At 42.7% G+C, this 23693-nt stretch carries 24 protein-coding genes and 2 pseudogenes; 13 read left to right on the forward strand and 13 right to left on the reverse strand.

Features of this window, described 5'->3' with window-relative positions; genetic code table 11:
- Nucleotides 1-39 precede the first annotated feature (39 nt).
- Entirely contained in the window at nt 40-1329 is a 1290-nt protein-coding gene (locus ABID99_RS23360; protein ID WP_373615262.1) for an HAD-IB family phosphatase, read from the forward strand.
- On the opposite strand, the gene ABID99_RS23365 is transcribed toward ABID99_RS23360, so the two are convergent.
- On the reverse strand, nt 1326-1808 hold the full coding sequence (locus tag ABID99_RS23365; RefSeq protein WP_373615263.1) for a universal stress protein: 483 nt from the start codon (nt 1806-1808) through the stop codon (nt 1326-1328). The two genes, ABID99_RS23360 and ABID99_RS23365, sit on opposite strands and share 4 nt — an antisense overlap.
- Nucleotides 1809-1892: 84 nt before the next feature.
- Here ABID99_RS23365 and ABID99_RS23370 point away from each other — a divergent pair.
- Both ABID99_RS23370 and ABID99_RS23375 read left to right on the forward strand, forming a co-directional pair.
- Nucleotides 1893-2847: pseudogene (locus ABID99_RS23370) on the forward strand (tryptophan 2,3-dioxygenase family protein).
- Nucleotides 2848-2975: 128 nt separating this feature from the next.
- Complete coding sequence (locus tag ABID99_RS23375; protein ID WP_373615264.1) at nt 2976-4046, forward strand: branched-chain amino acid aminotransferase; 1071 nt, start codon at nt 2976-2978, stop codon at nt 4044-4046.
- Nucleotides 4047-4249: 203 nt separating this feature from the next.
- Here the strand turns inward: ABID99_RS23375 and ABID99_RS23380 are convergent, their stop codons facing one another.
- Together ABID99_RS23380 and ABID99_RS23385 are read right to left on the reverse strand one after the other, a co-directional pair.
- Nucleotides 4250-4798 (reverse strand): histidine phosphatase family protein, encoded by a 549-nt coding sequence (locus tag ABID99_RS23380; RefSeq protein WP_373615265.1) that lies wholly within the window; start codon nt 4796-4798, stop codon nt 4250-4252.
- 19 nt (nt 4799-4817) lie between these two features.
- A complete protein-coding gene (locus ABID99_RS23385) occupies nt 4818-5099 on the reverse strand; it encodes an ATP-dependent Clp protease adaptor ClpS (RefSeq protein WP_090530789.1) in 282 nt (93 codons plus the stop codon).
- A gap of 69 nt (nt 5100-5168) precedes the next feature.
- Here ABID99_RS23385 and ABID99_RS23390 point away from each other — a divergent pair, with 69 nt between their 5' ends.
- Entirely contained in the window at nt 5169-6068 is a 900-nt protein-coding gene (locus tag ABID99_RS23390) for a hypothetical protein (RefSeq protein WP_373615266.1), read from the forward strand.
- 152 nt (nt 6069-6220) lie between these two features.
- Here ABID99_RS23390 and ABID99_RS23395 read toward each other — a convergent pair whose 3' ends face one another.
- Nucleotides 6221-8938 (reverse strand): TonB-dependent receptor, encoded by a 2718-nt coding sequence (locus ABID99_RS23395; protein WP_373615267.1) that lies wholly within the window; start codon nt 8936-8938, stop codon nt 6221-6223.
- Nucleotides 8939-9097: 159 nt separating this feature from the next.
- A complete protein-coding gene (gene dcd, locus ABID99_RS23400; RefSeq protein ID WP_090530796.1) occupies nt 9098-9634 on the reverse strand; it encodes a dCTP deaminase in 537 nt (178 codons plus the stop codon).
- A gap of 211 nt (nt 9635-9845) precedes the next feature.
- Between dcd and ABID99_RS23405 the strand changes: the two genes are divergently transcribed.
- The 5 genes and pseudogenes from ABID99_RS23405 to ABID99_RS23425 form a co-directional block, all read left to right on the forward strand.
- Nucleotides 9846-10487 carry a 4'-phosphopantetheinyl transferase superfamily protein gene (locus tag ABID99_RS23405; protein WP_090530799.1) on the forward strand — a complete coding sequence of 214 codons (642 nt, stop codon included), beginning with the start codon at nt 9846-9848 and terminating at the stop codon, nt 10485-10487.
- Nucleotides 10487-11242 (forward strand): lipoyl(octanoyl) transferase LipB, encoded by a 756-nt coding sequence (gene lipB, locus ABID99_RS23410; protein WP_373615268.1) that lies wholly within the window; start codon nt 10487-10489, stop codon nt 11240-11242. The genes ABID99_RS23405 and lipB overlap by 1 nt, the downstream gene beginning before the upstream one ends.
- On the forward strand, nt 11242-11964 hold the full coding sequence (locus ABID99_RS23415; protein WP_373615269.1) for an SGNH/GDSL hydrolase family protein: 723 nt from the start codon (nt 11242-11244) through the stop codon (nt 11962-11964). Before lipB ends, ABID99_RS23415 begins: the two co-directional genes overlap by 1 nt.
- 56 nt (nt 11965-12020) lie before the next feature.
- Nucleotides 12021-12428, forward strand: coding sequence for an antitoxin Xre/MbcA/ParS toxin-binding domain-containing protein (locus tag ABID99_RS23420; RefSeq protein ID WP_373615270.1), 408 nt, complete (start codon nt 12021-12023; stop codon nt 12426-12428).
- Nucleotides 12429-12537: 109 nt separating this feature from the next.
- Nucleotides 12538-12852, forward strand: a pseudogene (locus tag ABID99_RS23425) (RES family NAD+ phosphorylase); the annotation flags it as partial.
- A 28-nt stretch (nt 12853-12880) separates the two neighbouring features.
- Here the strand turns inward: ABID99_RS23425 and ABID99_RS23430 are convergent.
- Genes ABID99_RS23430 through ABID99_RS23440 form a run of 3 tightly spaced genes read right to left on the reverse strand, consistent with a single transcriptional unit; the run spans nt 12881 to nt 14790 of the window.
- A complete protein-coding gene (locus tag ABID99_RS23430) occupies nt 12881-13681 on the reverse strand; it encodes an ABC transporter permease (RefSeq protein ID WP_090530810.1) in 801 nt (266 codons plus the stop codon).
- 3 nt (nt 13682-13684) lie between these two features.
- Nucleotides 13685-14584, reverse strand: a complete 900-nt coding sequence (locus ABID99_RS23435; RefSeq protein ID WP_090530812.1) for an ABC transporter ATP-binding protein — start codon at nt 14582-14584, stop codon at nt 13685-13687.
- Nucleotides 14578-14790, reverse strand: coding sequence for a hypothetical protein (locus ABID99_RS23440; RefSeq protein WP_090530816.1), 213 nt, complete (start codon nt 14788-14790; stop codon nt 14578-14580). The genes ABID99_RS23435 and ABID99_RS23440 overlap by 7 nt, the downstream gene beginning before the upstream one ends.
- Before the next feature lie 241 nt (nt 14791-15031).
- On the opposite strand from ABID99_RS23440, the gene ABID99_RS23445 reads away from it, so the two are divergent.
- The 3 genes from ABID99_RS23445 to ABID99_RS23455 are packed head-to-tail and all read left to right on the forward strand — an operon-like array spanning nt 15032 to nt 18229.
- A complete protein-coding gene (locus tag ABID99_RS23445) occupies nt 15032-16087 on the forward strand; it encodes a sensor histidine kinase (protein WP_090530821.1) in 1056 nt (351 codons plus the stop codon).
- A gap of 18 nt (nt 16088-16105) precedes the next feature.
- Nucleotides 16106-17440 (forward strand): DUF1080 domain-containing protein, encoded by a 1335-nt coding sequence (locus ABID99_RS23450; RefSeq protein ID WP_175490034.1) that lies wholly within the window; start codon nt 16106-16108, stop codon nt 17438-17440.
- 54 nt (nt 17441-17494) lie between these two features.
- Nucleotides 17495-18229 carry a LytTR family DNA-binding domain-containing protein gene (locus ABID99_RS23455; protein WP_090530824.1) on the forward strand — a complete coding sequence of 245 codons (735 nt, stop codon included), beginning with the start codon at nt 17495-17497 and terminating at the stop codon, nt 18227-18229.
- Between the two features lie 172 nt (nt 18230-18401).
- On the opposite strand, the gene ABID99_RS23460 is transcribed toward ABID99_RS23455, so the two are convergent.
- Both ABID99_RS23460 and frr read right to left on the reverse strand, forming a co-directional pair.
- A complete protein-coding gene (locus ABID99_RS23460; RefSeq protein WP_176625483.1) occupies nt 18402-20162 on the reverse strand; it encodes an ABC transporter ATP-binding protein in 1761 nt (586 codons plus the stop codon).
- Nucleotides 20163-20235: 73 nt separating this feature from the next.
- A complete protein-coding gene (gene frr, locus ABID99_RS23465) occupies nt 20236-20799 on the reverse strand; it encodes a ribosome recycling factor (protein ID WP_090530830.1) in 564 nt (187 codons plus the stop codon).
- Nucleotides 20800-20950: 151 nt separating this feature from the next.
- Here frr and ABID99_RS23470 point away from each other — a divergent pair, with 151 nt between their 5' ends.
- On the forward strand, nt 20951-21340 hold the full coding sequence (locus ABID99_RS23470; protein WP_090530833.1) for a hypothetical protein: 390 nt from the start codon (nt 20951-20953) through the stop codon (nt 21338-21340).
- On the opposite strand, the gene ABID99_RS23475 is transcribed toward ABID99_RS23470, so the two are convergent.
- The 3 genes from ABID99_RS23475 to ABID99_RS23485 form a co-directional block, all read right to left on the reverse strand.
- Nucleotides 21330-22160: a sterol desaturase family protein gene (locus ABID99_RS23475; RefSeq protein ID WP_188834303.1), complete on the reverse strand. Its 831-nt coding sequence runs from the start codon at nt 22158-22160 to the stop codon at nt 21330-21332. The genes ABID99_RS23470 and ABID99_RS23475 overlap by 11 nt on opposite strands.
- Before the next feature lie 137 nt (nt 22161-22297).
- Entirely contained in the window at nt 22298-23089 is a 792-nt protein-coding gene (gene cdaA, locus ABID99_RS23480; protein ID WP_090530839.1) for a diadenylate cyclase CdaA, read from the reverse strand.
- Nucleotides 23090-23191: 102 nt separating this feature from the next.
- Complete coding sequence (locus ABID99_RS23485; protein WP_373615271.1) at nt 23192-23662, reverse strand: group II truncated hemoglobin; 471 nt, start codon at nt 23660-23662, stop codon at nt 23192-23194.
- Nucleotides 23663-23693: the final 31 nt, after the last annotated feature.

The following is a 23693-nucleotide window of genomic DNA, read 5'->3' on the forward strand; positions in this document are numbered from 1 at the left end:
CTGTTCTATCAGCAAATTTTTTGCACCTTTGCACCCAAGATGGAACAGTACTTTATTATTGATTTCGATAGCACTTTTACACAGGTTGAGGCCCTTGATGAACTGGCCCGGATCTCTCTCAAAAATCGGCCGGACCGCGAAGATATCTATAAACAGATAGAAGATTTGACCAATGCCTCGATGGAAGGTAAACTGTCCTTTACCGAAAGTTTAGAGCGCAGGGTAAAATTGCTCAATGCCAATCGCGATCATTTAAAGCAACTGATCAGCCATCTTAAAAAGAAAGTTTCTACCTCTTTTTCGCGGAATACTATCTTCTTTAAAAATCACCAGGACGAGGTTTTGATCGTATCCGGTGGGTTCAAAGAGTTCATTACACCGGTAGTAACCGAGTACCACATTAAAAAAGAAAATATCTACGCCAACACTTTCGTGTTTGACGAGGAAGGCAATATTATAGGTTACGACCGCGAAAACCCGCTTTCGCAGGAAGGCGGCAAGGTAAAGCTGCTGAAAGAGCTTCAGTTACCGGGCGATATCTATGGCATCGGTGATGGTTATTCTGATTTCCAGTTAAAGGAATCGGGTATGATCAAAAAATTCTTCGCTTTTACCGAAAACATCGAACGTAAATCAGTAGCCGAAAAGGCCGACCATATTACCCCAAGCTTTGACGAGTTCCTCTATCTGAATAAACTGCCGCGTGCCATCTCCTACCCTAAAAACCGTATTAAATGTTTGGTTGTGGGCAACGTGGATGAGGATGCCTTAGACCAGCTTAAAAAAGAGGGCTACAACATGCGCCACCGCGACGATGTTGAAGAAAAATATCTTGAGGAAGCCGGTGTGTTATTTTGTGACGAAGAACATCAGCCAAGTGCCGAACAAGTTCAAAATGCAGGCAGGTTAAAGGTGATTGGTATTTTTGGCAAATGTAACCGCAAGCTGGCCGATGCCGCTGCCGAAAACGGAATTATTATATTTGACGACCCAAGACATAACCCACACAGTAATGATTTTCTTCCGAAAAGGGTAATGGCATTCATGAACGAGGGTAAAACACATACCAGCTGTAATTTTCCCGATCTGCAGCCGCCGCGTGTGAACAATGCCCACCGTTTAATTCATATCCATAAAAACGTACCGGGGATACTGGCTAAAATTAACGATGTATTTGCCCGCCATAATATTAACATTGTGGGCGAGTTCCTGGTTACCAACCCGCAAATAGGTTATGTAATCACCGATGTTAATACAGGCTATGATACTGAAGTATTGAACGAGTTAAAAGCGATTGAGCATACGATTAAGTTCAGGCTTTTATATTAATTTTTCGCTTCAATATAAGGCACAACCAATACAGGAATCAATGATTTGTTGACCACCTGCTCGGCAACGTTTCCTAAAAAGAATTTATCGATACCGGTACGGCGGTGGGTGCCTAAAACTATCAGGTCGGCATTAAACTCCTGGCTGCATTCAATAATACCCTCGGCTGTTGAGCCGTATTGGGTGAAGTGAGCTATTTCCAGTCCCTCGCCCCATTCTTTTGCAGTCTGATCCAGCAGTGCGGCAGAACGGTCGGTTTGCAATGTTTCTAATTCTGTACCTGGCAGATTTATATTAGGATCATATGGCATCCCTCCTAATAAACCGTCCTGGGTATCAGTGGGCACAATAATAGGTTCAACTATGTGTACCAAACCAACTTCGGCATTATAGGTATGCGCTATATCAAAAGCGTAGGCCGCTGCATAACGTGAAAATTCGCTTTCATCAATACCGATGAGTATCTTCCTGATCGTCATAATAATATTTATAAGGCTTGTATCCATTATAACAACCTAATACGGATATGTTTTAGCAGTACACTATTTTATTACCTTTGAAGTATGCATTTCTCTCCCGAAATTGAAGACCGGTTAAATCAGCTGCAGGAAAAGTACGAAGCCATGGGCCAGGATATGAACTCATACCTTGATGGCCTGCTTTATGCCGATTTTTTAACCTATTGGGATTATATCCATCTGGATACCCTGTTGAGCTTACAAAACCCTAAAACCCCATTTCCCGACGAGGAGATCTTTATCATTTATCACCAGATCACCGAGCTGTATTTTAAGCTTGCCCTGCATGAGTGCAGGCAAATTGCTGAAGCAGCGCCGCTGACAGCCGAGTTTTTTACAGCGCGGTTAAAAAGGATCAACAGATATTTTGGTGCCTTAACCCACTCGTTCGAGATCATGGTTGACGGCATGGAAAAGGAACAGTTTTTGAAATTCAGGATGTCTCTATTACCGGCAAGCGGTTTTCAATCGGGACAGTACCGCATGATTGAGATCTACGCTACGGATTTTATAAACCTGGTTGCTAAAGATAAACGTGAGGAACTGCAACATGCAACTATTGAAGCACAATTTGAATACCTGTACTGGAAGTTTGGCGCTACCGAACTCTCCACCGGTAAAAAGACTTTTGACGCTTAAACAGTTCGAGAAAAAATATTCAAAAACATTTATTGAACTGGGCAAGGCCGCTGTTAAGCATAACTTTAATACGCTGGCTAAACAATTTGATTCGTCATCACAACTGACTCCTGAATTGCGTAACGAATTGCGCCAACTGGATATCAATGTCAACGTAAACTGGCCGCTTTCACATTATAAATCGGCGGTGCGTTACCTTAATCGTGAGCCGGAGGATATTAAGGCAACAGGCGGCACCAACTGGCAAAAGTACCTGCCGCCGCGTTTTCAAAAGCGAATCTTTTATCCCTGGGTATGGAGCGAAGAGGAAAAAGAGAACTGGGGTAAGGCCTGGGTTGATGATGTGCTGAGTAGTAATTGAGCCTGGCAATCATATTGTCAAAATGATGTTTTATATGTGATAATCACCATTTAACTATGCATTTTTTTGGTGTAGGCCATAAAAATGCCTAACTTGCCATTTTCTATAATTTATTAATTTTTAATGCCATGACCGAGACATTGGACATCAAGATCAGCAGGACACCTGCTTCCCGTTTGCAGCAAACGGACTTTGACAACTTACCTTTTGGAAAAACTTTTTCTGACCACATGTTTGTGGCCGATTACGCGGACGGTGAATGGAAAAATCTCTCGGTCATTCCCTACGGCGAAATTGGTCTAAGCCCTGCAATTTCAGCACTTCATTACGGACAAGCGTTTTTTGAAGGACTGAAAGCCTATAAACATGCGGATGGAAAAATCACCGTTTTCCGCCCTGATAAGAATGCTATCCGTTTCAACAAATCGGCCGAGCGCCTTTGCATGCCAACCCTGCCCGAAGAAATCTTTTTGCAAAGTATAGCTACCCTGGTTGACCTTGACCGCGATTGGGTACCTTCAAAGCCAAACCATGCTTTGTATATCCGCCCGTTCATGTTCGCTACCGATCCTTACCTGGGGGTAACACCGTCTTCAACTTATAAATACATGGTATTGATTGGCCCCGTTGGCCCATACTTTTCAAAACCATTGCGTGTTAAAATTGAAACACACTACACCCGCGCTGCCGAAGGCGGTATGGGTTATGCCAAAGCTGCCGGTAACTACGGAAGCTCCATGCTGCCGGCCCGCAAAGCAACCGAAGAAGGTTTTGATCAACTGATCTGGACTGATGCCAAAGAGCATAAGTTTATTGAAGAAATGGGCGCTGCTAACGCGATGTTCCTGTTAGATGGTAAACTGATCACGGCCGAAGCAAAAGACACGATATTAGATGGTGTAACCCGCGATACCGTTATAGCTTTAGCCAAAGAGTGGGGTATCACTGTTGAGGAACGCAAAGTTTCTGTAGCCGAGATTGTTGAAGGCGCTAAAAATGGTAAACTTACCGATGCCTTTGGTGCCGGTACTGCCGCAACTATAGCTCCTGTAGCTTCAATCAGCTACGAAGGCCAGGAATATTTCCTGAGCGATCCGAAAACACGCGAGTTTTCGAACAAGGTATTTGATACACTGGATGCCATTAAGTATGGTAATGTTCCGGATACGCATAACTGGAATTACCTGGTTAGCGAATAATTATCAGTTAACATAAAACACAAAACGCCCCGGAAAATCCGGGGCGTTTTGTGTTTTATGTTATACTTTGCCGCCGCTCAGCTCAAGCCGAGTGGTTATTATTCCAAGGCCTCCGGCCTGCGTTATCCGGCGGTCGGGAGGCCGCTTAATAGTTGCCACTCGGCTGGAGCCGAGCGGCGGCGTAAACGATGAGGTGGATTAATTTAAAAACTACACCCCGAAGCCGGTGTAATCCCTTCTTTATCCATCGTTAACGACGGTTTGCCTTTTTTGAAAGTCACTATCCAGATGCTGTCGAAATCACTATCGGGCCATTCCAGGTCTTTAACTTTCATACCTAAAGCTTTCAGTAAAGGTTTAATTTGATTATGTTCCCATACAATAAGGATGGTGCCTTTTTTTGAGGTAAGCTCTTTAACAACGCCGTTATCATCCTCTTCTTCAAAATTACTATTGATAGAAAGGTTATATTTTGCAGCAAACGGCGAGATGGTTTGGAACATGCGCACCCTCGCGGTTGATTTACCCTGGTGCATTGCCGGCACATAAATATGATCGGGCAAACCGAATTTGGCTTTTAAAACTTCGGGTAGTTTAAGCGAGCGGTTAAATCCGGCACACGAAAGGTTATCCCCAACATCGGGCTTTTCGGCATGACGGATAATTACCAGTTTCAGGTTTTTGCCCTGGCCGCAGGCGGTCAGGCTTGCCCAACCGACTAATAAAAAAAATAAAAATGATCTTTTTAACATGTCGGTTGTTTTTAGTGTTTTATTCTACTGAAACTGTTAACCCTTCCTGCTGAAGGATTTTTCGGTAGATCTCCATTTCGGTAAAGGAGCCTTCCAGTACGGCGCATTTGCCTTCGTTATGTACTTTCCATGCTATCTTTTCGGCTTGGGGTTCGGAGTAATCCAGGTACTTCATCATGCAGTGGATCACGTGGTCAAAAGTGTTAAAATCATCGTTCCAGAGTATTAAACGATGCATCTCTTTAAGTCCTGCAAGTAACTCTTCGAGGGTAAATGTTTCTTCCTGTACTTCAGTTGGCATACGTAACTACAAATTTACTCAAAAACAATAATAAAAAAGTTAAAATCGTGTTCCATGGTCTTAAAAATCATGTTACATAAAACCCCTAAAAAACTTCACATAAAAAAAGCGTCCCCGGCTTTTGTTTTAGCATTAACTGCACAACTTTTAACCGCTCACAATTTATCGGCCCAAAGCACTCAAAACAGCTTACAGGGCCCGCCTGCTAATATTAACATTGATGGCGATCTGAAAGACTGGGGCGACAGCCTTCGTTACTATAATGAAGAGAAGAAACTGAACTACGCGCTGGCCAATGATAAGGATTACCTGTATGCAGCTATCCGCATTAGCGACAGGCTTGATAAAATGAAAGTGTTAAATGCAGGGATTACGTTGAGCATTGATCCTAAAGGAAAAAAGAAAGATAGTTTTATGCTTACTTTTCCACTGGCAGCCCCGGATGAAAAGCCCGAGTTTGCCAGGCCAAAAGATGATAACGGCGAAATTACCCAGGCCGACCGTGACGAGCTGATGCGCGAGCGGATAACTAAGCTGCGATATATTAAAGTTATTGGGTTTAAGGATATTGATGGCGATATGATCACCACATCAAATACCTATGGCATTAAAACAGCCATAAATTACGATGCCAATGGCGATTTGGTTTATGAAGCGGCCATACCCTTGAGGTTTTTCCATGCTGGTAATGATGCTTTTAAAAATGAGTGGGCTTTTAATTTTAAGATCAACGGTTTCCAGCGCCCGGCAGGCACAGGTGGGGGCGAGCAAGACGGCGGCAGCTTTGGCGGCGGCGGTGGTCGAGGCGGACGAGGTGGCATGGGCGGAGGCGGCATGGGTGGTGGCCGTGGCGGAAGAGGCGGTCGCGGTGGCATGGGAGGCGGTATGGGCCGTGGTGCGGCGGGCGGTGCAGGCGAAATATCAAAATCCGTTGATTTTTGGGAGAAGTATTATTTGAGCAGTAAATAAGTTTGCTTGTCAACAATAAGCCCGAAAGGTTTAAACATTAGCATTGCTTAAATCTTTCGGACTTGAGACTTCGGACTACCTCTACATCTTTCGGACTTGCCGACTGTCCCTACTTCTTTCGGACTTTCCGACTGCGGACTTCCGACTTAACTTTACTCCACCTTATACCTATAAACCTGCCTGCCTAAATTACCGTCGGCATCAATACCTTCAATTATTACACGATATGTACCTTTAGCATCGGCGTTAAAAAAGCTCATGGATGTATTGCCATCCTTATCAGTTAATAAGCCTGGTGCCCAGTAAATGGTGCTGCGAAGGTCCTGCATTTGGGCATTGGTTTTAGGATCATCATATTTAGGCGAATAAAATTCGCGCGCTTTATAATATCCCTTAGGAGCATAGGTGACAATGCCCGGCGCGTATCTATTGTAAACACTTTCGCCGCCGCGCTTGGTTGTAATAACCAAAAGGCCACCCGCTCCCCTTGATCCGTAAATAGCGGTATTGCCAATGCTACGTAAAGATTCAATAGTGGCAATATCATTTACATTTAAGTTATCCAGGAAATCGCTTCCCACATAGGTTCCATCAAGCACAATTTGCATTGGGTTACCCGGACTGCGGGTTGAATAGGGGATACCACCGCGGAATATTACACCAGTCAGCCGACCCTGTAAGATTTGAGAAAGCTGGCCTCCGCCATACATCAGGTCTTTACTGGTAAGTGTTTGGTCGGCATTGCCCGGCCCGTTAAGGTTGGCCGAATTTTTAAAAGGGTTTTCCCGTTTCTCGCGGATCACTACTTCCTTTAATATGATAGTGTGGTTGCCAATACCGTATTTTACCTGTTCGTCATAAAGCTTCTTACTGTTTAAAAGGTAGGCCGATGTGCCATCGTTGATGTTGACCTGGATATCGGGCGCGTTTTTATTAGGCCCAACGGGTTGCGGGGTTACGTTGTCAAGCGTGATATCGAGATTTTTGCGGTCTTTGGCCGTACGTGCCTGGATCACAAATTTGATACTGTCCCTAAAAACAAGGTCTTTAAAAGTAAACTTACCTTCGGCATCAGCCACGGTATCAATAATAAAAGTTCCTCCCGATGTTGAAAAAAGGGTAACCTTGCCGTTTGGTACCGGTTTGCCACCAAAAGTTTTGAGGTGCCCGGTTACTTCCAGTGATTTTTCGGGCTTGAAGACTATTGGGGTAAATTTATCAGCAAGCAGCTGTTTCCATTCAAAGCGATGGTAGCCCTGGGTAAGCATCAGTGCATCAAGGTTGTCCCTGGTTTCGTTACTTACATTAGTAAAGTAATAATTCGGCTTTTCAATATACCCTTTCAGCTCGGAGGTAAGCAGTAAGGATGAATAGATTGAAATTTCGCTTGCCTCGTCTGTGTTAACTTTTGATTCATCAATAACCGATGCTGAAAAACTCCCCACAACGGGTTTATCCTCACTGTTTTTAGCATTGAGATTAATAGTAACTTTTTCGCGGGGTTTATAACTCTGCTTTTCGGAAGTAACGGCAAGCTTAAGCTGATCGGGGTTTTGAACAAAGATGAGGCGCTCGTTCAAAGGCTCACCGGTTGCCGAAAACAGCGTGAACTGTACAATGCCCGATGGGAATTTATTTTTAGGGATGGCAGCCGAAAAGGATGTTGCCCCATCCTTACTTTTGCCTGCATAACAAAGCTCACCGCCCGATTGCGCTATCAGCGTTAAACCCGATAATGAGGCTGTACCGTTACCGGTGTTTTTACCAGGGATGATGGATACAAATACCTTGTCGTCGCGCATGCTGTTGACACTTAATACATAGCCATTATCAACTGCCTTGGGCAAATCAAAAACACCTTCAGAGCCATCGGCATAAGTAATGTGCGCTTTATAAGTTTTACCACTTTCAGGCTCAAAGGTTATAGTACCCATGCCAAAATGGCTATCGCCCAATGGCGCAACCTGGTTGTTTTGATCGTCGGCAATAAAGCCTTTAATATCAACCCCTACTCCATCGGCTCCAACGGCTTTAAAAGCTACCTTTTCAAAAACACCATTAATTAAACTTCCGCTCTCCGGGAAAAACTGAACATCAACCTTATTTGATAGCGTTTTTATGGGCACGGCTTTCGCAACAGTATGTTTTTCATCAAGCTTCACTTCGGTATTAATATGGCCGGATGTTATTGCAACGGCCTGATTAGTAATAAAACCGGCTGTTAGGTTCCCTTTATCATCAGTTATACCTTTCCCCCGGGAGATTGATTTTCCGTTTATTTCAACTTCATAGCTTACTGGTTTATTAACGTAGGCTACACCATTCAGGTCGGTATAGGTAATTACGGCAGTCACCTTTGGTTTACCATTTAAGGTACTGTAGCTATAGGCTGTTTTGGTGAAAACCTTGTTGCTGATGCCATTTACCACAGTGATGGTTTTATTGAAGAAATAAGCTTCGCCTTCGTTTCGCATCCAGTTGGTATAAGCGCGGATGCGGTAATTTCCTTCAGTCATGCTATCGGCCAGGGCAAAATCGCCCGCGGCGAGGCCGGCTGTTAACGGCAGTTTAAGGCTGCGTTTTACCGAATCGTTATCATCAATAAGGTCAACATTCAGGGTTTCGCTATAAGCCGAAAGCTTATGCTCACTGCCTATAGTAACATAGGCTTTAAACCAGATATCCTCGCCAATGGCATAATAGGGCTTATCAAAGTGCAGGTAAACTTTTTCCTGCGGATGATCGGTGCGCCATTTATCAAGCTGGGCAATGATTTTTGTTACCAGTTCATCGTCGGGTTTTATAAAAGCTAAGGTAGCACCGGCAATTAAGGTGATCAGGATTCCAACCGATAGGCGTTTTAGGTTCATAGAAAGATAAATCTTGAACTACCAAGATACGCAAAAAAAGTACCAAGTCATATTAAGTCTGAAGTTCGAAGTCTTTGGTCAAAAGTTTGACTTATATTTCCTACTTGGTACTTAAGGCTACCGACTTGAGACTCCCGACTTAAGACTTGTGGCTTAAACCTACCACTTATTCTTCCACATCATGCTTTCAACAGGGCGTGTAGTAGGGTTGTTGTATTTGGCGTTGGCCTTACTGTTGTACAGTGTTTCAATCTCGCCCTCAACTACAAAATAAATAAGCTGGCCGATGGGCATGCCGGCATAAATGCGCACAGGCTGGGCACATGAAATTTCAAGTGTCCAGGTATTACAGAAACCAACATCACCTTTACCCGCTGTCGCATGGATATCGATCCCTAAACGCCCGGTGCTTGATTTGCCTTCCAAAAATGGAACATGCCGGTGTGTTTCGGTGTACTCCATCGTTACGCCCAGGTAAAGGGTATTGGGCTGAAGCACAAAACCATCTTTCGGAATTTCAAAGCCATCTATCTCATTATGAACTTTGGCATCAAGCACCCGACTACGGTAAGTAGCTAAATATTTGCCCAAATGAACGTCGTACGAGTTAGTGCCCAGGTATTCGCGGTTAAATGGTTCAATAATAATATGGCCTTGTTCAATTTCTTCGAGGATGCGCTTATCAGATAGTATCATACAGGCAGGTTATTGCTGGCGCTAAATTATGAAAATTAGCCTAATCGGCGCCGGCTTTTATAAACAATATTGACCGGTGAAATGCGTTCAGATAGCGCAGAAACAATTCCTAAACCTGATATGGTTCAGCCGATTACGAATATGTAGCTGCGCTGATATTATTTAATTTTTTTTGACATATGTTTGCAACCTATTTTGCAATTTTACTTTTATGGCGATAGCATACAGGCAGCGTATTGATGATGACACTGAGTTTGCACTCTGGCGTATCGAGGAGGAGGCTACAGACCTGTACAGCCAATTGCAACTTGATCAGCAGGAAAAGGATTTTGTAGAAAGCCTGAGCAATGGCAAGCGCCACCTGCACTGGCTGGGTACCCGCGTGCTGCTGCGTAAAATGCTCCGTACCGATGAGTATATTGATTGTAAAGTTGATGAGCATGGCAAGCCTTACCTGGTAAACCTCCCTTACCACATCTCCTTAAGCCATTCGTTTGATTATGCCGCTGTGATGATCAGCAAAACATATAAGGTTGGGATTGATATTGAGCAGATTAAGCAAAAAGTTGAGCGCATTGCCAATAAGTTTATGCGTAAGGAAGAGTTGAAATTTATAAATGGCCCGCAAAAAATTGAACAACTATATGTTTGCTGGTGCGCCAAGGAGGCTGTTTATAAATGTAACGGGCAAAAAGAGGTTTCATTTGCCGATAACATTTTTTTGGAGCCTTTCCAGTTTGAGCATCATGGCGTGGTGAATGCGCAATTGAATAAAAAAGATACCACCATTGATTATACAGTAGGCTATCTGCAATATGAAGATTATATGATAGGGTACGTAAAGGGCGAGTAATGAAAAACAAGAAAGTATTTTTTCAGGATTGGGGCCTGGTTGATTATCAGCAGGCCTGGGATAAACAGGAAACCCTTTTTAGTGAAACGGTTAAAACTAAAATAGACAACCGTAATCGTGAAACGGCTTACGAAGCAGCTGCTAAAAACGCAGGGACTGCTGTAGCCTACGATACTATCGAAGCCGACGAAACTTTTAACTATTTGGTATTTTGCGAGCACCCGCACGTGTATACCCTGGGTAAAAGCGGCAAGCCCGAGCATCTATTGTTAGATGAGGCAGGCTTGAAAGAAAAGCAGGCTGTTTATTACCCGATAAACAGGGGCGGTGATATTACCTATCATGGGCCGGGGCAAATTGTTTCATACCCGATACTGGACCTTGATAATTTTTTTACTGATATACACCTGTACCTGCGTACGCTGGAAGAAGCAGTGATCCTTACCCTCGCCGATTTTGGCCTGCACGCCGGTCGCTATGAAGGTTATACCGGCGTATGGTTTGATGCCGATAATGACAAAGCCCGTAAAATATGCGCCATGGGCGTACGCTGCAGTCGCTGGGTAACCATGCACGGCCTCGCGCTTAATGTAAACACCGATCTGAGCTATTTTAAAAACATAGTGCCCTGCGGTATTGACGATAAGGCTGTTACCTCCATGCAGCAGGAACTTGGGTATGAGGTTGATATTAATGAAGTAAAAAAAATCCTTAAACACCATATTTCCGTACTTTTTGGTATGGAGATATTATAATGAAGGGAATAATTTTCAGTTTACTCACAGCAATTACATTATCGGCCTGTGCAGGCAAAAACACACCGGCGCCGGTTAGCTATAATAATCCCCCGTCAAAACCAGTTACCGTGATACAGGATACCCTAACATACCTTGCCCTCGGCGATTCATATACCATAGGCCAGTCTGTGCCTCCTGAACAGGCATTTCCTAATCAACTGGCTAACCAGTTACAAGGCCTCAAAGTAAATACGCCGACTATCATAGCCCGCACCGGCTGGACAACCGATCAACTCATTGAAGCTATTGATCAAAGCAGCATCAAAAGCAATACTTATGATGTAGTCACACTGCTGATAGGTGTAAATGATCAATATGATGGCTTAAGCCAGGAAAATTACCGCGTTAAGTTTGAGCAGGTTTTAAATACGGCCATCAAATTTGCTGAGGGTATCAGCGAGCATGTGTTTGTGCTGTCTATCCCCGACTATGGTGTTACACCTTTTGCTCAAGGGCAGGATGCCGCTATCGGCCCTGAGATAGATCAGTTCAATGATATTAACCGTAAAATAAGTGCTAATGCAAAGGTTAATTATGTTGAAATAACAGGGATCTCCAAACTGGCCGCCAATGATCTTACCTTATTGGCTGATGATGGTTTGCATCCATCCGGTAAAATGTATGGAATGTGGGTTGATAAACTGAAGGCGGCAGTAAGGGCTATTTTTGCTAAAAAATAAGATTTGCTTTTCGACGACAATTGTCGTAAATCTATGGTCAATTTACAATAAAGGCCATGAGTACTCCAAAACCCTATAAATTTCTTGATGATGATGAGGTTAATTTAACCTTCATGGTAAGGGAGGGCATATCATTTCCTTATCTTACCAAATTATCAAATCATATCCATTTTAATATTGATGACTGGGCTTCGTACCTTCATCTTTCCGAGCGAACTATTCAACGTTATAAAAAGGAAAACAAAACCTTTGATCCCATATATTCTGAAAAGATAATCATGATTGAATTACTCTATAAAAGGGGTATTGAGGTTTTTGGCGATGAAAATAATTTTTACGCCTGGATGGATTATAAAAGCATCCCCCTGGGCGGAGTAAAGCCTAAAGAACTTTTGGATACAGCCTTTGGGATCAGTATGATCCGCGATGAGTTGGGGCGCATTGAACATGGCATACTTGCATGATCGTTTATCGCTTAAGTAAGCAGGCTTACATTCATGACTTGAGCGGCAGGGGGCTGAACTAAACGGCGGGCGCTGGAACAGTAAAGGAACTGCTGTAGTTTATACCTCATCATCACGTGCCCTGGCAGTACTTGAAGTTGCTGTACATACACCGCTTGGATTTATGCCTGCTGATTATTTTATGGCGACGATTGAGCTGCCTGATAATGCAGATTTTTAAGCCTCACACTGATCAGTTGCCCGAAAAGTGGATAGTAACCCACTGATCAAAGCAACACAGCAAATTGGTGACGGCTTTGTAAAAGCCAACAAATATTTAGCACTCCACGTACCATCCGCCACTGTTACCGGCGATTTTAACTACCTGCTCAACCCTTTACACTCCGATTTTAAAGCCGTAAAAATTATTAATATCGAGGATTAACTAACCTCCAGCCTCTAATCACTAACATCTACTTCACGCTCTTACGCTGCACAATAAAATATCCTGCCACAAATACTACAACTGCTATAGCCATACTTACAAATACATCTTTAGTGAAAACATCTATCTGTAACTGGTTAGCAGGATCACCATGATTATTTTTCAGCATGCTGCTGATGGCGGCCATGGGGTGTGCATATGGAAACAGGTAGCTATATTCCCAGCCTTTTGAAGCAGCTACAACACCGGCTATAGTACATATAAAACCAATCCCCATCGGCTTTAAAAAATCGGCCCAAAATAAACTGAGTAAAAACTGAATGGAGAGGATCCCTAATGATGATAAAAACAATTTAAAATAGATCTGTGCCAGTTCTTTCTCCATGTGGAAATTATCGAACCGTAACTCTGGCTTTACGATGCTTAACAAATTGCCGAAACCAATGGTAAACAGCACAAACAATGCAAGACAAAGAAATACAAGGAAAACCGCATAAAAAAATTTAGCCGCATAAACCGACCAGCGGGGGATTGGCAGATTAAACAAGGTTTTCCAGGTATCGGCCCGGTGTTCGATACTGTTTACGGAGTATGCTATAAATATGATATACATTGGCAGCACCAATGAGCCCATGATACCCAAAATAGCACCAGCAAACTGTAGCCAAAGCATCATCGGCGGCATTGACACCAACTTTTCACTTTTGGTATAAAATCCCACGAACAGCAAAACCCCTATAAATAAAGGAAGCATTACAGAGGCCCAGAAACCAAGCGTTTTACGGCTTTTGTAAAACTCCGAACGGAATGACAATATAAATCCTTTCATGGCTTAGGCGCTTTGGGTGATATCTAAAAATAGTTTTTCCAGGTCCTTTTGTTGTTTACTGATGCTGTAAACCGTTTGCCCGTTTTTATTGAGCAGTGCGTTGATCTCGCCCATTTGCTGTTTGGAGATGTAGGGTACCAGTAAATGCTCGTCGGTTACTTCGGTAACATTAATATGGTGGCGGGTTAAAAGGTTGGCGGCGTCAACGGTATTTTCGGCATCAACGCGCACCAGTGGTTTGCTGATGGCCTGCAGGTCGGCAACACTGCCCTGAAAAAGCATTGCGCCGTTATTTATAATGCCCACATGCGTGGCCATCCGTTCAATCTCACCAAGCAAATGGCTTGATATAAAAACAGTTTTGCCATGTTGGGCAACAAGCTTTTTCAAAAGCTCGCGGATCTCGATGATACCGTTTGGGTCGAGGCCGTTGGTTGGCTCATCCAAAATCAACAATTTAGGATCGGCCAGCAGGGCCAGCGCAATACCGAGGCGCTGCTTCATCCCTAATGAATATTGCCCGGCCTTTTTATTGGCGGCGGCGGTTAGCTGTACCAGGTCAAGCATATCTTCAACGCGCTGGGCAGGCACCTGCAATAATAAGGCCCTGTTCAATAAATTTTCCCTCCCGGTTAAGTGTTGGTATAAAGCAGGCTGTTCGATAAGCGAACCTATTTGCGAAAGTATGCTGATGCGGTTTGTTTTGATATCCTGCTCAAAAATGTGGATGTTACCTGCATCGGGTTTTAACAGGTTAAGCAGGAGTTTGATGGTAGTGGTTTTCCCGGCGCCGTTGGGACCGAGAAAACCATATATACTTCCTTCCGGAACTTGCAGCGCCAGTGAATTAACTACCTGCTGCTTACCAAAGGTGAAGGAAAGGCCTTCGGTAGTAATTACCATATGTTATTGTTTTTTGCTATTGAGCAAACAGTTTTAACCATTACAAAACCTTTGTGAAACAATGAGGTAGCATGTACTGCTGTGCGGCCAATTATTGCTGTTTCCTTTTTTTGCTCGAACTGGTAGCTTACACCCAAAATAAGGGCAAACATTACCGGGATCAATAACATGATAAAAGGATTTGAATTTTTGATAAGCGTTTTCATTGTGAGTGGTGATTTTATACAACAAAGGAATATTAAAAAAATAACCTGCTAAAATCATTTAGACCAACACACTTTGTTTATAGATGAACGCTTTTATGCACCTTTTAACCAGTTCATCGATAATAAAAGCCAGTTCATCGAAAAAATGGGCCGCTATATATAAATAACAGGCCGATATCATTATCAAAATATTAAATTAGATGCCACACCCCTAAACATAAAAGGGATTTAAAAACAGCGAATGGAGGCTTCATTACCATTACCTAAATCCAGAACCGGAATAAAAACCGCCTGGATAATTTTTTGGCACCTGTTTTTCTGGGCGGCCATTATATCCTTTTTTGTTTTTTTGGCCCGGCTTAATGATGCCATGCTTAGTACCAAGGAGTTACTAGTGATTTTTTTGCTTTATCCTACTATTAATATCAGCTTATTTTATCTTAACTACCTGGTTTTTATACCTAAATTTCTAAATAAAAAACGCTACTGGCAATACGCCACCTTTGTGCTTACAAGCATCATAGTTTACGGCGTAGCCAAATACGGCGTGGGGCTTTTATTTAAAGATATTGTACTGGTGCATCAAAAAGGTCATGTCACCAGTTTTGCTACTTATTTCTACAGCAGTATTTTTACCAGCCTTATATTTGTATTTTTGAGCACTGCACTAAAATTCAGTACAGACTGGTTCCTGAATGAACGCATCCAGCGCGACCTGGAAAATCAGCGCCTTATTGCCGAGCTGGCTTTTCTGAAATCGCAGATCAACCCGCATTTTTTATTTAACTCCTTAAACAGTATTTATTCACTGGCCTATCAGCGCTCAGAAACTACCCCCGAGGCTATTTTAAAGCTTTCGGAAATTATGCGTTATATGCTGTATGAATGTAACGATAACAAGGTTGATCTGAGCAAAGAACTTCAATACCTTCAAAACTATATCGACCTGCAAAAGATCCGCTTTGGCAGTAAGGCCTTTATTGATTTTAAGGTAGATGGCAATATCACCGATCAAAAAATAGAACCTTTGCTACTGATCGCTTTTATCGAAAACGCTTTTAAGCATGGCGTTGCAAATGATATCAACTCACCTATAAAGCTACTTATTAACGTGGCGGATGGTAAACTGCATTTCTACATCCAAAATAAAAAACATAACAATAACCGTGATGCTGTAGGTGGAATTGGCTTGATAAATGTGCAGCGCCGGCTCAACCTGCTTTACCCCAACAGGTACTCTTTAAAAATAAGGGATGAAGAATATACTTACACCTGCGAATTATCAATAGATTTATAGTTATAACCCATTATAACCATGACCTGTTTGAAAAAATTGCTCCCAACCCTGTTTCTTGCAGCATCGGCCATTACCGCATCTGCACAAACCGATCCTAAAGCAACCGAAGTTTGGGACCCTGAGCCTGAAGTAGTTTTACCGGGCGCCGGCAACAAGCCGCCATCTGATGCTATTATTTTGTTTGATGGCAAAAATTTGGACAAATGGACAGATCAGAAAGGTAACAAACCGGGCTGGATAGTAAAGGACGGTATTGTAACCGTTAAGCCGGGCAGCGGCTCTATCATCACCAAACAAAACTTTGCCGATTGCCAGCTGCATATTGAATGGCGCACCCCGGCTGTTGTTAAAGGCGAAGGACAGGAGCGTGGCAACAGCGGCGTAATTATGCAAAGCCGCTACGAACTGCAGATCCTCGACAGTTATAAAAACCGCACCTACTCAAACGGGCAGGCCGGTTCTGTTTATAAACAATACCTGCCGCAGGTAAATGCCTCGCTTAAACCAGGCCAGTGGCAAAAGTATGATATCATTTATACCGCCCCACGCTTTAATATCGACAGCTCTGTTAAAACACCGGCTTACATTACCGTATTACACAATGGCATACTGATACAAAACCATGTAGCTATAAAAGGAACAGTGGCGCATGTTGGTCAGCCCAAATATCAAAAACACGCCTTCGCCTTACCCTTGTTGCTGCAGGAGCATGAGTTTCCGGTATCATTCCGCAATATCTGGATCAGGGAGATTGGGGTTCAAAAATTGTTAAACGGCAAGGATAAAAAGGGTTGGTATACCTACCTGGATACTTTAGGCAAGGATAATGATGTACATAACAACTTTGCCATTGAAAATGGCATGGTGCATGTAATGGGCAAGTATTTTGGTTATATGGCCACCAAAAAATCGTACGATAATTATTACCTGAAAGTAGTATTTAAATGGGGGAGCAAGCAATATCACCCACGCGAAAAGGGCGTACGCGATGCAGGTATTTTATATCATTTTGGAGAGGGGGATAAAGATATCGTATGGCCAAGATCGATAGAATGCCAGATCCAGGAAGGTGATTGCGGCGATATTTGGTGCGTACAACATACTAATGTGGTTACGCCCAATAAATCGGCCATTGAGTGGGACCAGCAGCGTGTTTACCGCACCGCCAATTTTGAAAATCCGCGCGGCGAGTGGAACACCATCGAAATCATTTGCAATGGCAACCAGATTGAACATTATGTTAACGGACATTTGGTGAACTGGGGAATAGCCTCATTATCGCACGGTCGCATCCTTTTACAATCGGAAGGCGCCGAAATCTGGTATAAATCTGTTGAATTGACGCCGTTATAACAAAACAGCACATTAAAAAATTTAGAATAACCATTATTACATTATTTTTACGCTATGATCAGATGTTTGGTAGTTGACGATGAGCCTTTGGCGCTGCATATTTTGGAAGATTATATTTCCAAGATGCCTTTTTTGCAATTGGTTAAAGCTACAACCAACCCCATCGAAGCGCTTACCATGGTGCAGGCCGCCGAAGCTGACCTTGTGTTTTTAGATGTTCAGATGCCCGAGCTTACCGGCATTCAATTTTTGAAGATCGCCAACGGCAAAGCCAAGGTTATTTTAACTACAGCCTACCCGCAGTACGCGCTTGAAGGCTATGAGCTTGATGTAGTTGATTACCTGTTAAAGCCTATCGCATTTGATCGCTTTTTTAAATCGGTACAAAAAGCACAAAGCATTATCCAGCCGGTTGCAGCCAAACCACAGGTAGTGATGCAGGCCGAACCCGTGCAGCAGGATGATTTTTCAACCGATTTTATCTTTGTAAAAACCGAACATAAGATCCAGAAGGTATACCTGCATGATATTATGTTTATTGAGGGTTTAAAGGATTATATAAGCATTTTCACCTCTGCCGAGCGGATTATTACCCTGCAGGGCATGAAAAAGATGGAAGATGCGCTGCCCGAGAAACATTTTGTACGTGTACATAAATCATACATTGTAGCCCTCAATAAAATAGACAGTATTGAACGGAGCCGCATCCAGATCGGCGACAAGATCATCCCTGTAGGCGATACTTATCGCGATGAGTTTTTCAGGATGATTGAGAATAAAAATATTTAAACTTGGGTATTTGGGATTGCTAATGCGGTTTTAAACTCAATAAATATTGAAGGAAAAATGACATTAGTATATAGAAGCTGTTACGGGCAAATAGCAAAAACGTAGAAGACTTACGAAGTTTTTGAAACTTCGTAAGTCTGGATTTCCTAATATCAATCTGCTTTTTGTGCTTTTAATCCAGTGCGTCTACCGTATCCTTTTCCCCTATCTGTTGCCTCCACATAGCATAATATAACCCTTTCTGGGAAATGAGATCGGCATGCTTGCCCGATTCAATAATACGGCCTTTCTCCAATACGTAAATACTATCAGCATGCATAATGGTTGATAGCCGGTGAGCGATGAGGATAGTAATATGGTTCTCTTTTTCAGATACGTTACGGATAGTTTCGGTGATCTCCTCCTCAGTGATAGAATCAAGGGATGACGTAGCTTCGTCAAATACCAGGATATCCGGCCGGCGTAATAAAGCACGGGCTATTGACAGGCGTTGTTTTTCACCGCCAGATACTTTTACACCACCTTCGCCAATTACAGTGCTTAAACCTTTATCGGCCCGGGCCAGCAGGGTTTGGCATGCGGCACGCTGCAGCACATCCATACATTCCTCATCGGTAGCATCCGGGCGTACAAACTGCAGGTTTTCACGGATGGTACCCGAAAATAGTTGCGTATCCTGGGTTACGAAGCCTATTTTTTCGCGCAGCTGATCAAGGTCGATTTCTTTACTTAATGTGCCGTTGTATAAAATATCGCCCTGCAAAGGCTGATATAAACCAACCAATAATTTAACGAGCGTAGTTTTGCCCGAACCGGAAGGACCAACAAAAGCGATCGTCTCGCCCGAATTGGTTTCAAAGCTGATATGGTTAAGCGCGTTACGATTTGCGGTTAAGTGTTTAAAGCTAACGTCATTAAATGTTAAGGTATTCACTTTTTCAAGCAATACAGGTTTTTCGGGCTTTTTATCAATAGGAATACTCAATATCCGGTTAAAGTTACCAAGGGAAACCTCAGCCTCACGCCAGGAAAGGATTACATTGCCTAACTCCTGCAATGGGTTAAATAAAAAGAATGAGTAAAATAAAAAACTGAAATATTGGCCCGGAGAGATAGTGCTTTTAAAAATGAGCATCAGCAGAACCACCACCATCACACTGCGCACAAAGTTTACGGTAGTACCCTGTACAAAGCTCATGCTGCGTACATACTTCACTTTTTTCAGTTCCAGGTCGAGAATTTTGTAGGTAGTATTATTCAACCGTGCTATTTCCTGTTTTGCCAGGCCCAAACTTTTTACAAGCTCGATATTCCTTAGCGATTCGGTTGTTGAACCTGCCAGCGCTGTTGTTTCGGCCACAATTGTCTTTTGGATTTTCTTAATTCTCCGGCTCATGGCCATACTCACAAAAGTGATGATGGGTATCGCGGCGAAATATACCAGGGTAACCTTATAGCTCACGCTCACCGAGTAAACGATAACAAATACCATCCCGATGAGCGACACAAAAAGGATCCCGATAAAAGAGGTGATAAACTTTTCGCAATCTAAACGTACCTTTTGCAATATGCCCAAAGTTTCGCCGCTTCGCTGGTCTTCAAATACCTGGTAGGGCAACTCAAGCGAGTGCTTTAAACCATCGGCATACATCTCAGCGCCTACCTTTTGGGTAATGATATTGGTAAAATAATCCTGGAAGTTTTTAGCTATACGCGATATCATGGCAACACCAATAGCAGCGCCAACCAGCATCAGCACCTGGTTAAGGTATGCGTCATATTGTAGCTTACTGCGTTGTTCAATAACACGGTCAACAATACGCCCGGTTATCCATGGGTCGAGCAGTGAGAAGCCTATATTCATCGCCGCCAGGAAAAGTGCAAATACAACTATCCAGCGGTGTTTTTTTAAGTAAGAGATTAATACATTCATGTTTCAACGGCAAACATAAAAAAAGGGAATGGCTAAGTAGCTCATTCCCTTTTAATTTGACACAAGGTTAATATTAAACCGTCATGATATCTTTTTCTTTAGCTTCTGAAAGCTGATCAACTTTAGCAATATAAGCATCAGTAAGTTTTTGAACTTCAGCTTCGCCTGTCTTTATTTCGTCTTCAGAAACACCTTCTGATTTTAATTTTTTGATCTTTTCGTTAGCATCTTTACGGATGTTACGAACAGCCACCTTACCGGTCTCAGCCTCGGCTTTAGCTTTTTTAACCAAATCACGGCGGCGCTCTTCGGTAAGCGGCGGTACATTAATACGGATAATGATACCATCGTTTTGAGGGTTAACACCTAAATTAGCTTCTTTAATGGCTTTTTCAATAGGGTTTAACAATGATTTTTCCCATGGCTGAACAACAATGGTACGGGCATCAGGGGTGTTAACACTACCTATCTGGCTTAGTGGTGTTGGGGTACCATAGTAATCAACCCTGATATCGTCAAGTAATGAAGGGCTTGCCTTACCTGCACGTATTTTATTTAATTCGCTATCTGCATGGTCAATGGCCTTTTCCATCAAGGCCTTTGCATCGTTCACTTGTTTTTTAATGAGTTCGCTCATCGGTTTTTAAATTTTCCACAAAAGTAATAAAATCTATCAGTTTATGGCTTTGGTATTTGGGTTCAATTCAAAAGCATTTAACATTTAATAACATTATTTAACATTTAAATATTATTGAATGATAGGTATATTAGTATAAAATAATATCACCATGAAAAAAACCTTAATCCTTGCTGCTATCATAGCCTGTGCAGGCCAGCTTAAAGCACAAAACCTCAATAAGGCACCTAAAAACAATAACGCTGCCGATAAGCTATTTAACTTGAAACCATTAAAGGCTGATACTAATCTGTCTAAACTTATCCCAACGCTTCCCCCAAACGTTTTTTTTAATCATAACAATACACTACTGAACACCCACGAACTTATTGCAGATGAGCCCGTTTACAGCCGGATGCCGATTGTTAAAACTTACCCAAACGACAACATGCCGATTGTTAAAACTGACGAACCCGGGATAAAATACCATATGCTCATTAAAAGAATAGATGTTGTTAATCCGGATACTGCCGGGGTAAAAAAGGAAAAAGTTACTCCGTAGCCAGTTCGTCTGACAATAGTCCCTGGTCTCCTTTACACTTCACTTTTTCGCGCTTTTCAACCACCTGTTCAAAGCTCTTTTCATAATCGGGGTGATTAGTGCCCATCAGCCTGTCCCATATATTGAAATATAAACCATAATTGCATTTAACTAATCGGTGGTGCATATTATGATGCGTTGAAGTATTGTGCCATTTAAACAGTTTATGCGTAGTAAACCCCTGGGGAAAAAGCTCATAGCCCAGATGACCGGTCACGTTTAATAGCAACGAATACAAAGAAAATATAGTAAGCGCTGTGCCGTGATAGGGAATAGTAAAGGCGATAAGCGGTACAATCCCAATCTCCACTACGGCTTCCAGCGGATGGAAAGCATAAGCGGCAAATGGTGTCGGATTAGTTGACAAATGATGCGTTTTATGCATCAGCTTAAACAAAGGCTTCCAGTGCATAGCCCTGTGTGTCCAGTAAAAGTAGGTGTCGTGCATCAGGATCATCAGCCCTATACTCAAAAAATAATAAACATATCCTTTATCGCTGATGTTGGGATAGATCCTTGTTAAATGCTGCTTACTGGCGTAGATCACCAACAGGATCACCGCACCAAATATCAGTATAGTAAAAAACGAATAAACGATTTCGCGACGGATATGCTTGCTTTCGGGATAGCGTTGCTGAATTTTTGAATACCAATATGTTCGTCTTCTCCACACGTAAAAAAAGAAGTATAATGCCCCGGCAAATACCAGGTAACGCCCTGCTATCGAAAGCAGGACCCGGGAGATTTCTGTTATTTTATCGATGGAGGGTTGCAGCGGCATTGTTAATTTAACACTGATTATTTTGATTCACAATATAGCAATCCTTTATTAGCTTAGAGGGCACAAGTACGCCCCGCTCTTGCAACCACACAATACTTGCGCCAGTTAAAGGCGCATCCTGTCTTATTTTTATCCGATTAAAAATCCTTATTTAAAACTTTTTCCAGCTCTGCGAAGCTGATATTCATTTTAATCCGGCCTTGTTTGGCATACGAGATCTCACCGGTTTCTTCAGATACAATGATCGCCGTGGCCTCATTTGCCTCTGTAACACCAATACCTGCCCTGTGGCGCAGGCCGAACTGCGCCGGCAGATCAGTTTTTTCGGTAAGCGGCAAAATACAACTTGCCGATTTAATCTTATTCTCCGAAATCACCACCGCACCATCATGCAGCGGACTGGTTTTCTGAAAAATACTTTCCAACAATCGCTTTGAAATTTTGGCCTCCACCACCTCGCAACTGTTTTGATAAAACTGTTCGTCATAATACTTGGCGAAAACAATGAGCGCCCCCGTGCGGGTTTGCTTCAGGCTTTTGCAGGCATCAATTATTGGCTTGATCCTGGCGTAATTATTTTTCTCAACTTCCGATTTTCCGAAGAAATATTGCCACCAGGCTTTATTGCGTTGGAGTGAAGCATTTTTACCTACCAATAATAAAAATCGCCTTACTTCCTGTTGAAAAACCACGATAATGGCAATGATCCCCACATCAACAAATTTGCCCAGGATAATGGTAAGCAGCTTCATATCCAAAGCCTTCACCACAAAATTGAGGGCAAAGATCACTGCAAACCCAATAAAGATATTAGCTGCAATGGTTCCCCTGATAAGGTTATACAACTGGTAAATGATCAAAGCCACCAGCAATACATCAAGAATAGAAAAGAAACCTATTTTAGGGAAGAGGGATTGTATGGACTGCATTTACGAAGTTAATAAGTTTACCCGAACATAAACGCCGAAAGAGCAGTAATTATGATGTGCTACTCTTGAACACCGGTCATTTTACATACGCGTTTTATTATTTCAGGGAATGTATGGCCCTCCCGGCACGCCCCAGCCCCATTTTGGCATAGGCGTATCCGGGCTTTCTGTAGTATTATCTGTTTGGGAGTTCAGCATTGCTATCCGCGTACCCCACTCAAGGTAAGCCATAAAAGCTGAGCGAAATTCCGGATCATCGGGCAGTGAAAGTTCATCAGCAGTTTGCAGCAACAGTTCAATCCAGCGCTTGCGGTGCGCTTCGGTTAAATGCTTTTGCAAATGTTTATTGATCATGGCATAATGGCTGCCTTCAGTTTCGCTATAGGTTTTTGGGCCGCCAAAAACTTCACTTACAAAATGCGCCACATGAATCCGGTGCTGGGGCGACATATGCTTAAATACGGGTTCCAGCAGCTCATCGGCCAAAACCTTATCATAAAATTCATTGAAAAGTAGTTCAAAAGCAGGTGTACCACCCGCCCATTCAAACAATGTAGGGATTGTAGCTGTCATAAGTGTAAAAACCGGTTGTGATAAAGATAGG

The sequence above is a fragment of the Mucilaginibacter sp. OAE612 genome, from assembly GCF_041806395.1.
GTDB lineage: Bacteria > Bacteroidota > Bacteroidia > Sphingobacteriales > Sphingobacteriaceae > Mucilaginibacter > Mucilaginibacter rubeus.

Excerpts from the sequence above, each read along its gene's own strand:
- ABID99_RS23360 (WP_373615262.1), top strand. The coding sequence starts at position 40 with ATGGAACAGTACTTTATTATTGATTTCGATAGCACTTTTACACAGGTT.
- ABID99_RS23365 (WP_373615263.1), bottom strand. The coding sequence starts at position 1,808 with ATGACGATCAGGAAGATACTCATCGGTATTGATGAAAGCGAATTTTCA.
- ABID99_RS23375 (WP_373615264.1), top strand. The coding sequence starts at position 2,976 with ATGACCGAGACATTGGACATCAAGATCAGCAGGACACCTGCTTCCCGT.
- ABID99_RS23380 (WP_373615265.1), bottom strand. The coding sequence starts at position 4,798 with ATGTTAAAAAGATCATTTTTATTTTTTTTATTAGTCGGTTGGGCAAGC.
- ABID99_RS23385 (WP_090530789.1), bottom strand. The coding sequence starts at position 5,099 with ATGCCAACTGAAGTACAGGAAGAAACATTTACCCTCGAAGAGTTACTT.
- ABID99_RS23390 (WP_373615266.1), top strand. The coding sequence starts at position 5,169 with ATGTTACATAAAACCCCTAAAAAACTTCACATAAAAAAAGCGTCCCCG.
- ABID99_RS23395 (WP_373615267.1), bottom strand. The coding sequence starts at position 8,938 with ATGAACCTAAAACGCCTATCGGTTGGAATCCTGATCACCTTAATTGCC.
- dcd (WP_090530796.1), bottom strand. The coding sequence starts at position 9,634 with ATGATACTATCTGATAAGCGCATCCTCGAAGAAATTGAACAAGGCCAT.
- ABID99_RS23405 (WP_090530799.1), top strand. The coding sequence starts at position 9,846 with ATGGCGATAGCATACAGGCAGCGTATTGATGATGACACTGAGTTTGCA.
- lipB (WP_373615268.1), top strand. The coding sequence starts at position 10,487 with ATGAAAAACAAGAAAGTATTTTTTCAGGATTGGGGCCTGGTTGATTAT.
- ABID99_RS23415 (WP_373615269.1), top strand. The coding sequence starts at position 11,242 with ATGAAGGGAATAATTTTCAGTTTACTCACAGCAATTACATTATCGGCC.
- ABID99_RS23420 (WP_373615270.1), top strand. The coding sequence starts at position 12,021 with ATGAGTACTCCAAAACCCTATAAATTTCTTGATGATGATGAGGTTAAT.
- ABID99_RS23430 (WP_090530810.1), bottom strand. The coding sequence starts at position 13,681 with ATGAAAGGATTTATATTGTCATTCCGTTCGGAGTTTTACAAAAGCCGT.
- ABID99_RS23435 (WP_090530812.1), bottom strand. The coding sequence starts at position 14,584 with ATGGTAATTACTACCGAAGGCCTTTCCTTCACCTTTGGTAAGCAGCAG.
- ABID99_RS23440 (WP_090530816.1), bottom strand. The coding sequence starts at position 14,790 with ATGAAAACGCTTATCAAAAATTCAAATCCTTTTATCATGTTATTGATC.
- ABID99_RS23445 (WP_090530821.1), top strand. The coding sequence starts at position 15,032 with ATGGAGGCTTCATTACCATTACCTAAATCCAGAACCGGAATAAAAACC.
- ABID99_RS23450 (WP_175490034.1), top strand. The coding sequence starts at position 16,106 with ATGACCTGTTTGAAAAAATTGCTCCCAACCCTGTTTCTTGCAGCATCG.
- ABID99_RS23455 (WP_090530824.1), top strand. The coding sequence starts at position 17,495 with ATGATCAGATGTTTGGTAGTTGACGATGAGCCTTTGGCGCTGCATATT.
- ABID99_RS23460 (WP_176625483.1), bottom strand. The coding sequence starts at position 20,162 with ATGAATGTATTAATCTCTTACTTAAAAAAACACCGCTGGATAGTTGTA.
- frr (WP_090530830.1), bottom strand. The coding sequence starts at position 20,799 with ATGAGCGAACTCATTAAAAAACAAGTGAACGATGCAAAGGCCTTGATG.
- ABID99_RS23470 (WP_090530833.1), top strand. The coding sequence starts at position 20,951 with ATGAAAAAAACCTTAATCCTTGCTGCTATCATAGCCTGTGCAGGCCAG.
- ABID99_RS23475 (WP_188834303.1), bottom strand. The coding sequence starts at position 22,160 with ATGCCGCTGCAACCCTCCATCGATAAAATAACAGAAATCTCCCGGGTC.
- cdaA (WP_090530839.1), bottom strand. The coding sequence starts at position 23,089 with ATGCAGTCCATACAATCCCTCTTCCCTAAAATAGGTTTCTTTTCTATT.
- ABID99_RS23485 (WP_373615271.1), bottom strand. The coding sequence starts at position 23,662 with ATGACAGCTACAATCCCTACATTGTTTGAATGGGCGGGTGGTACACCT.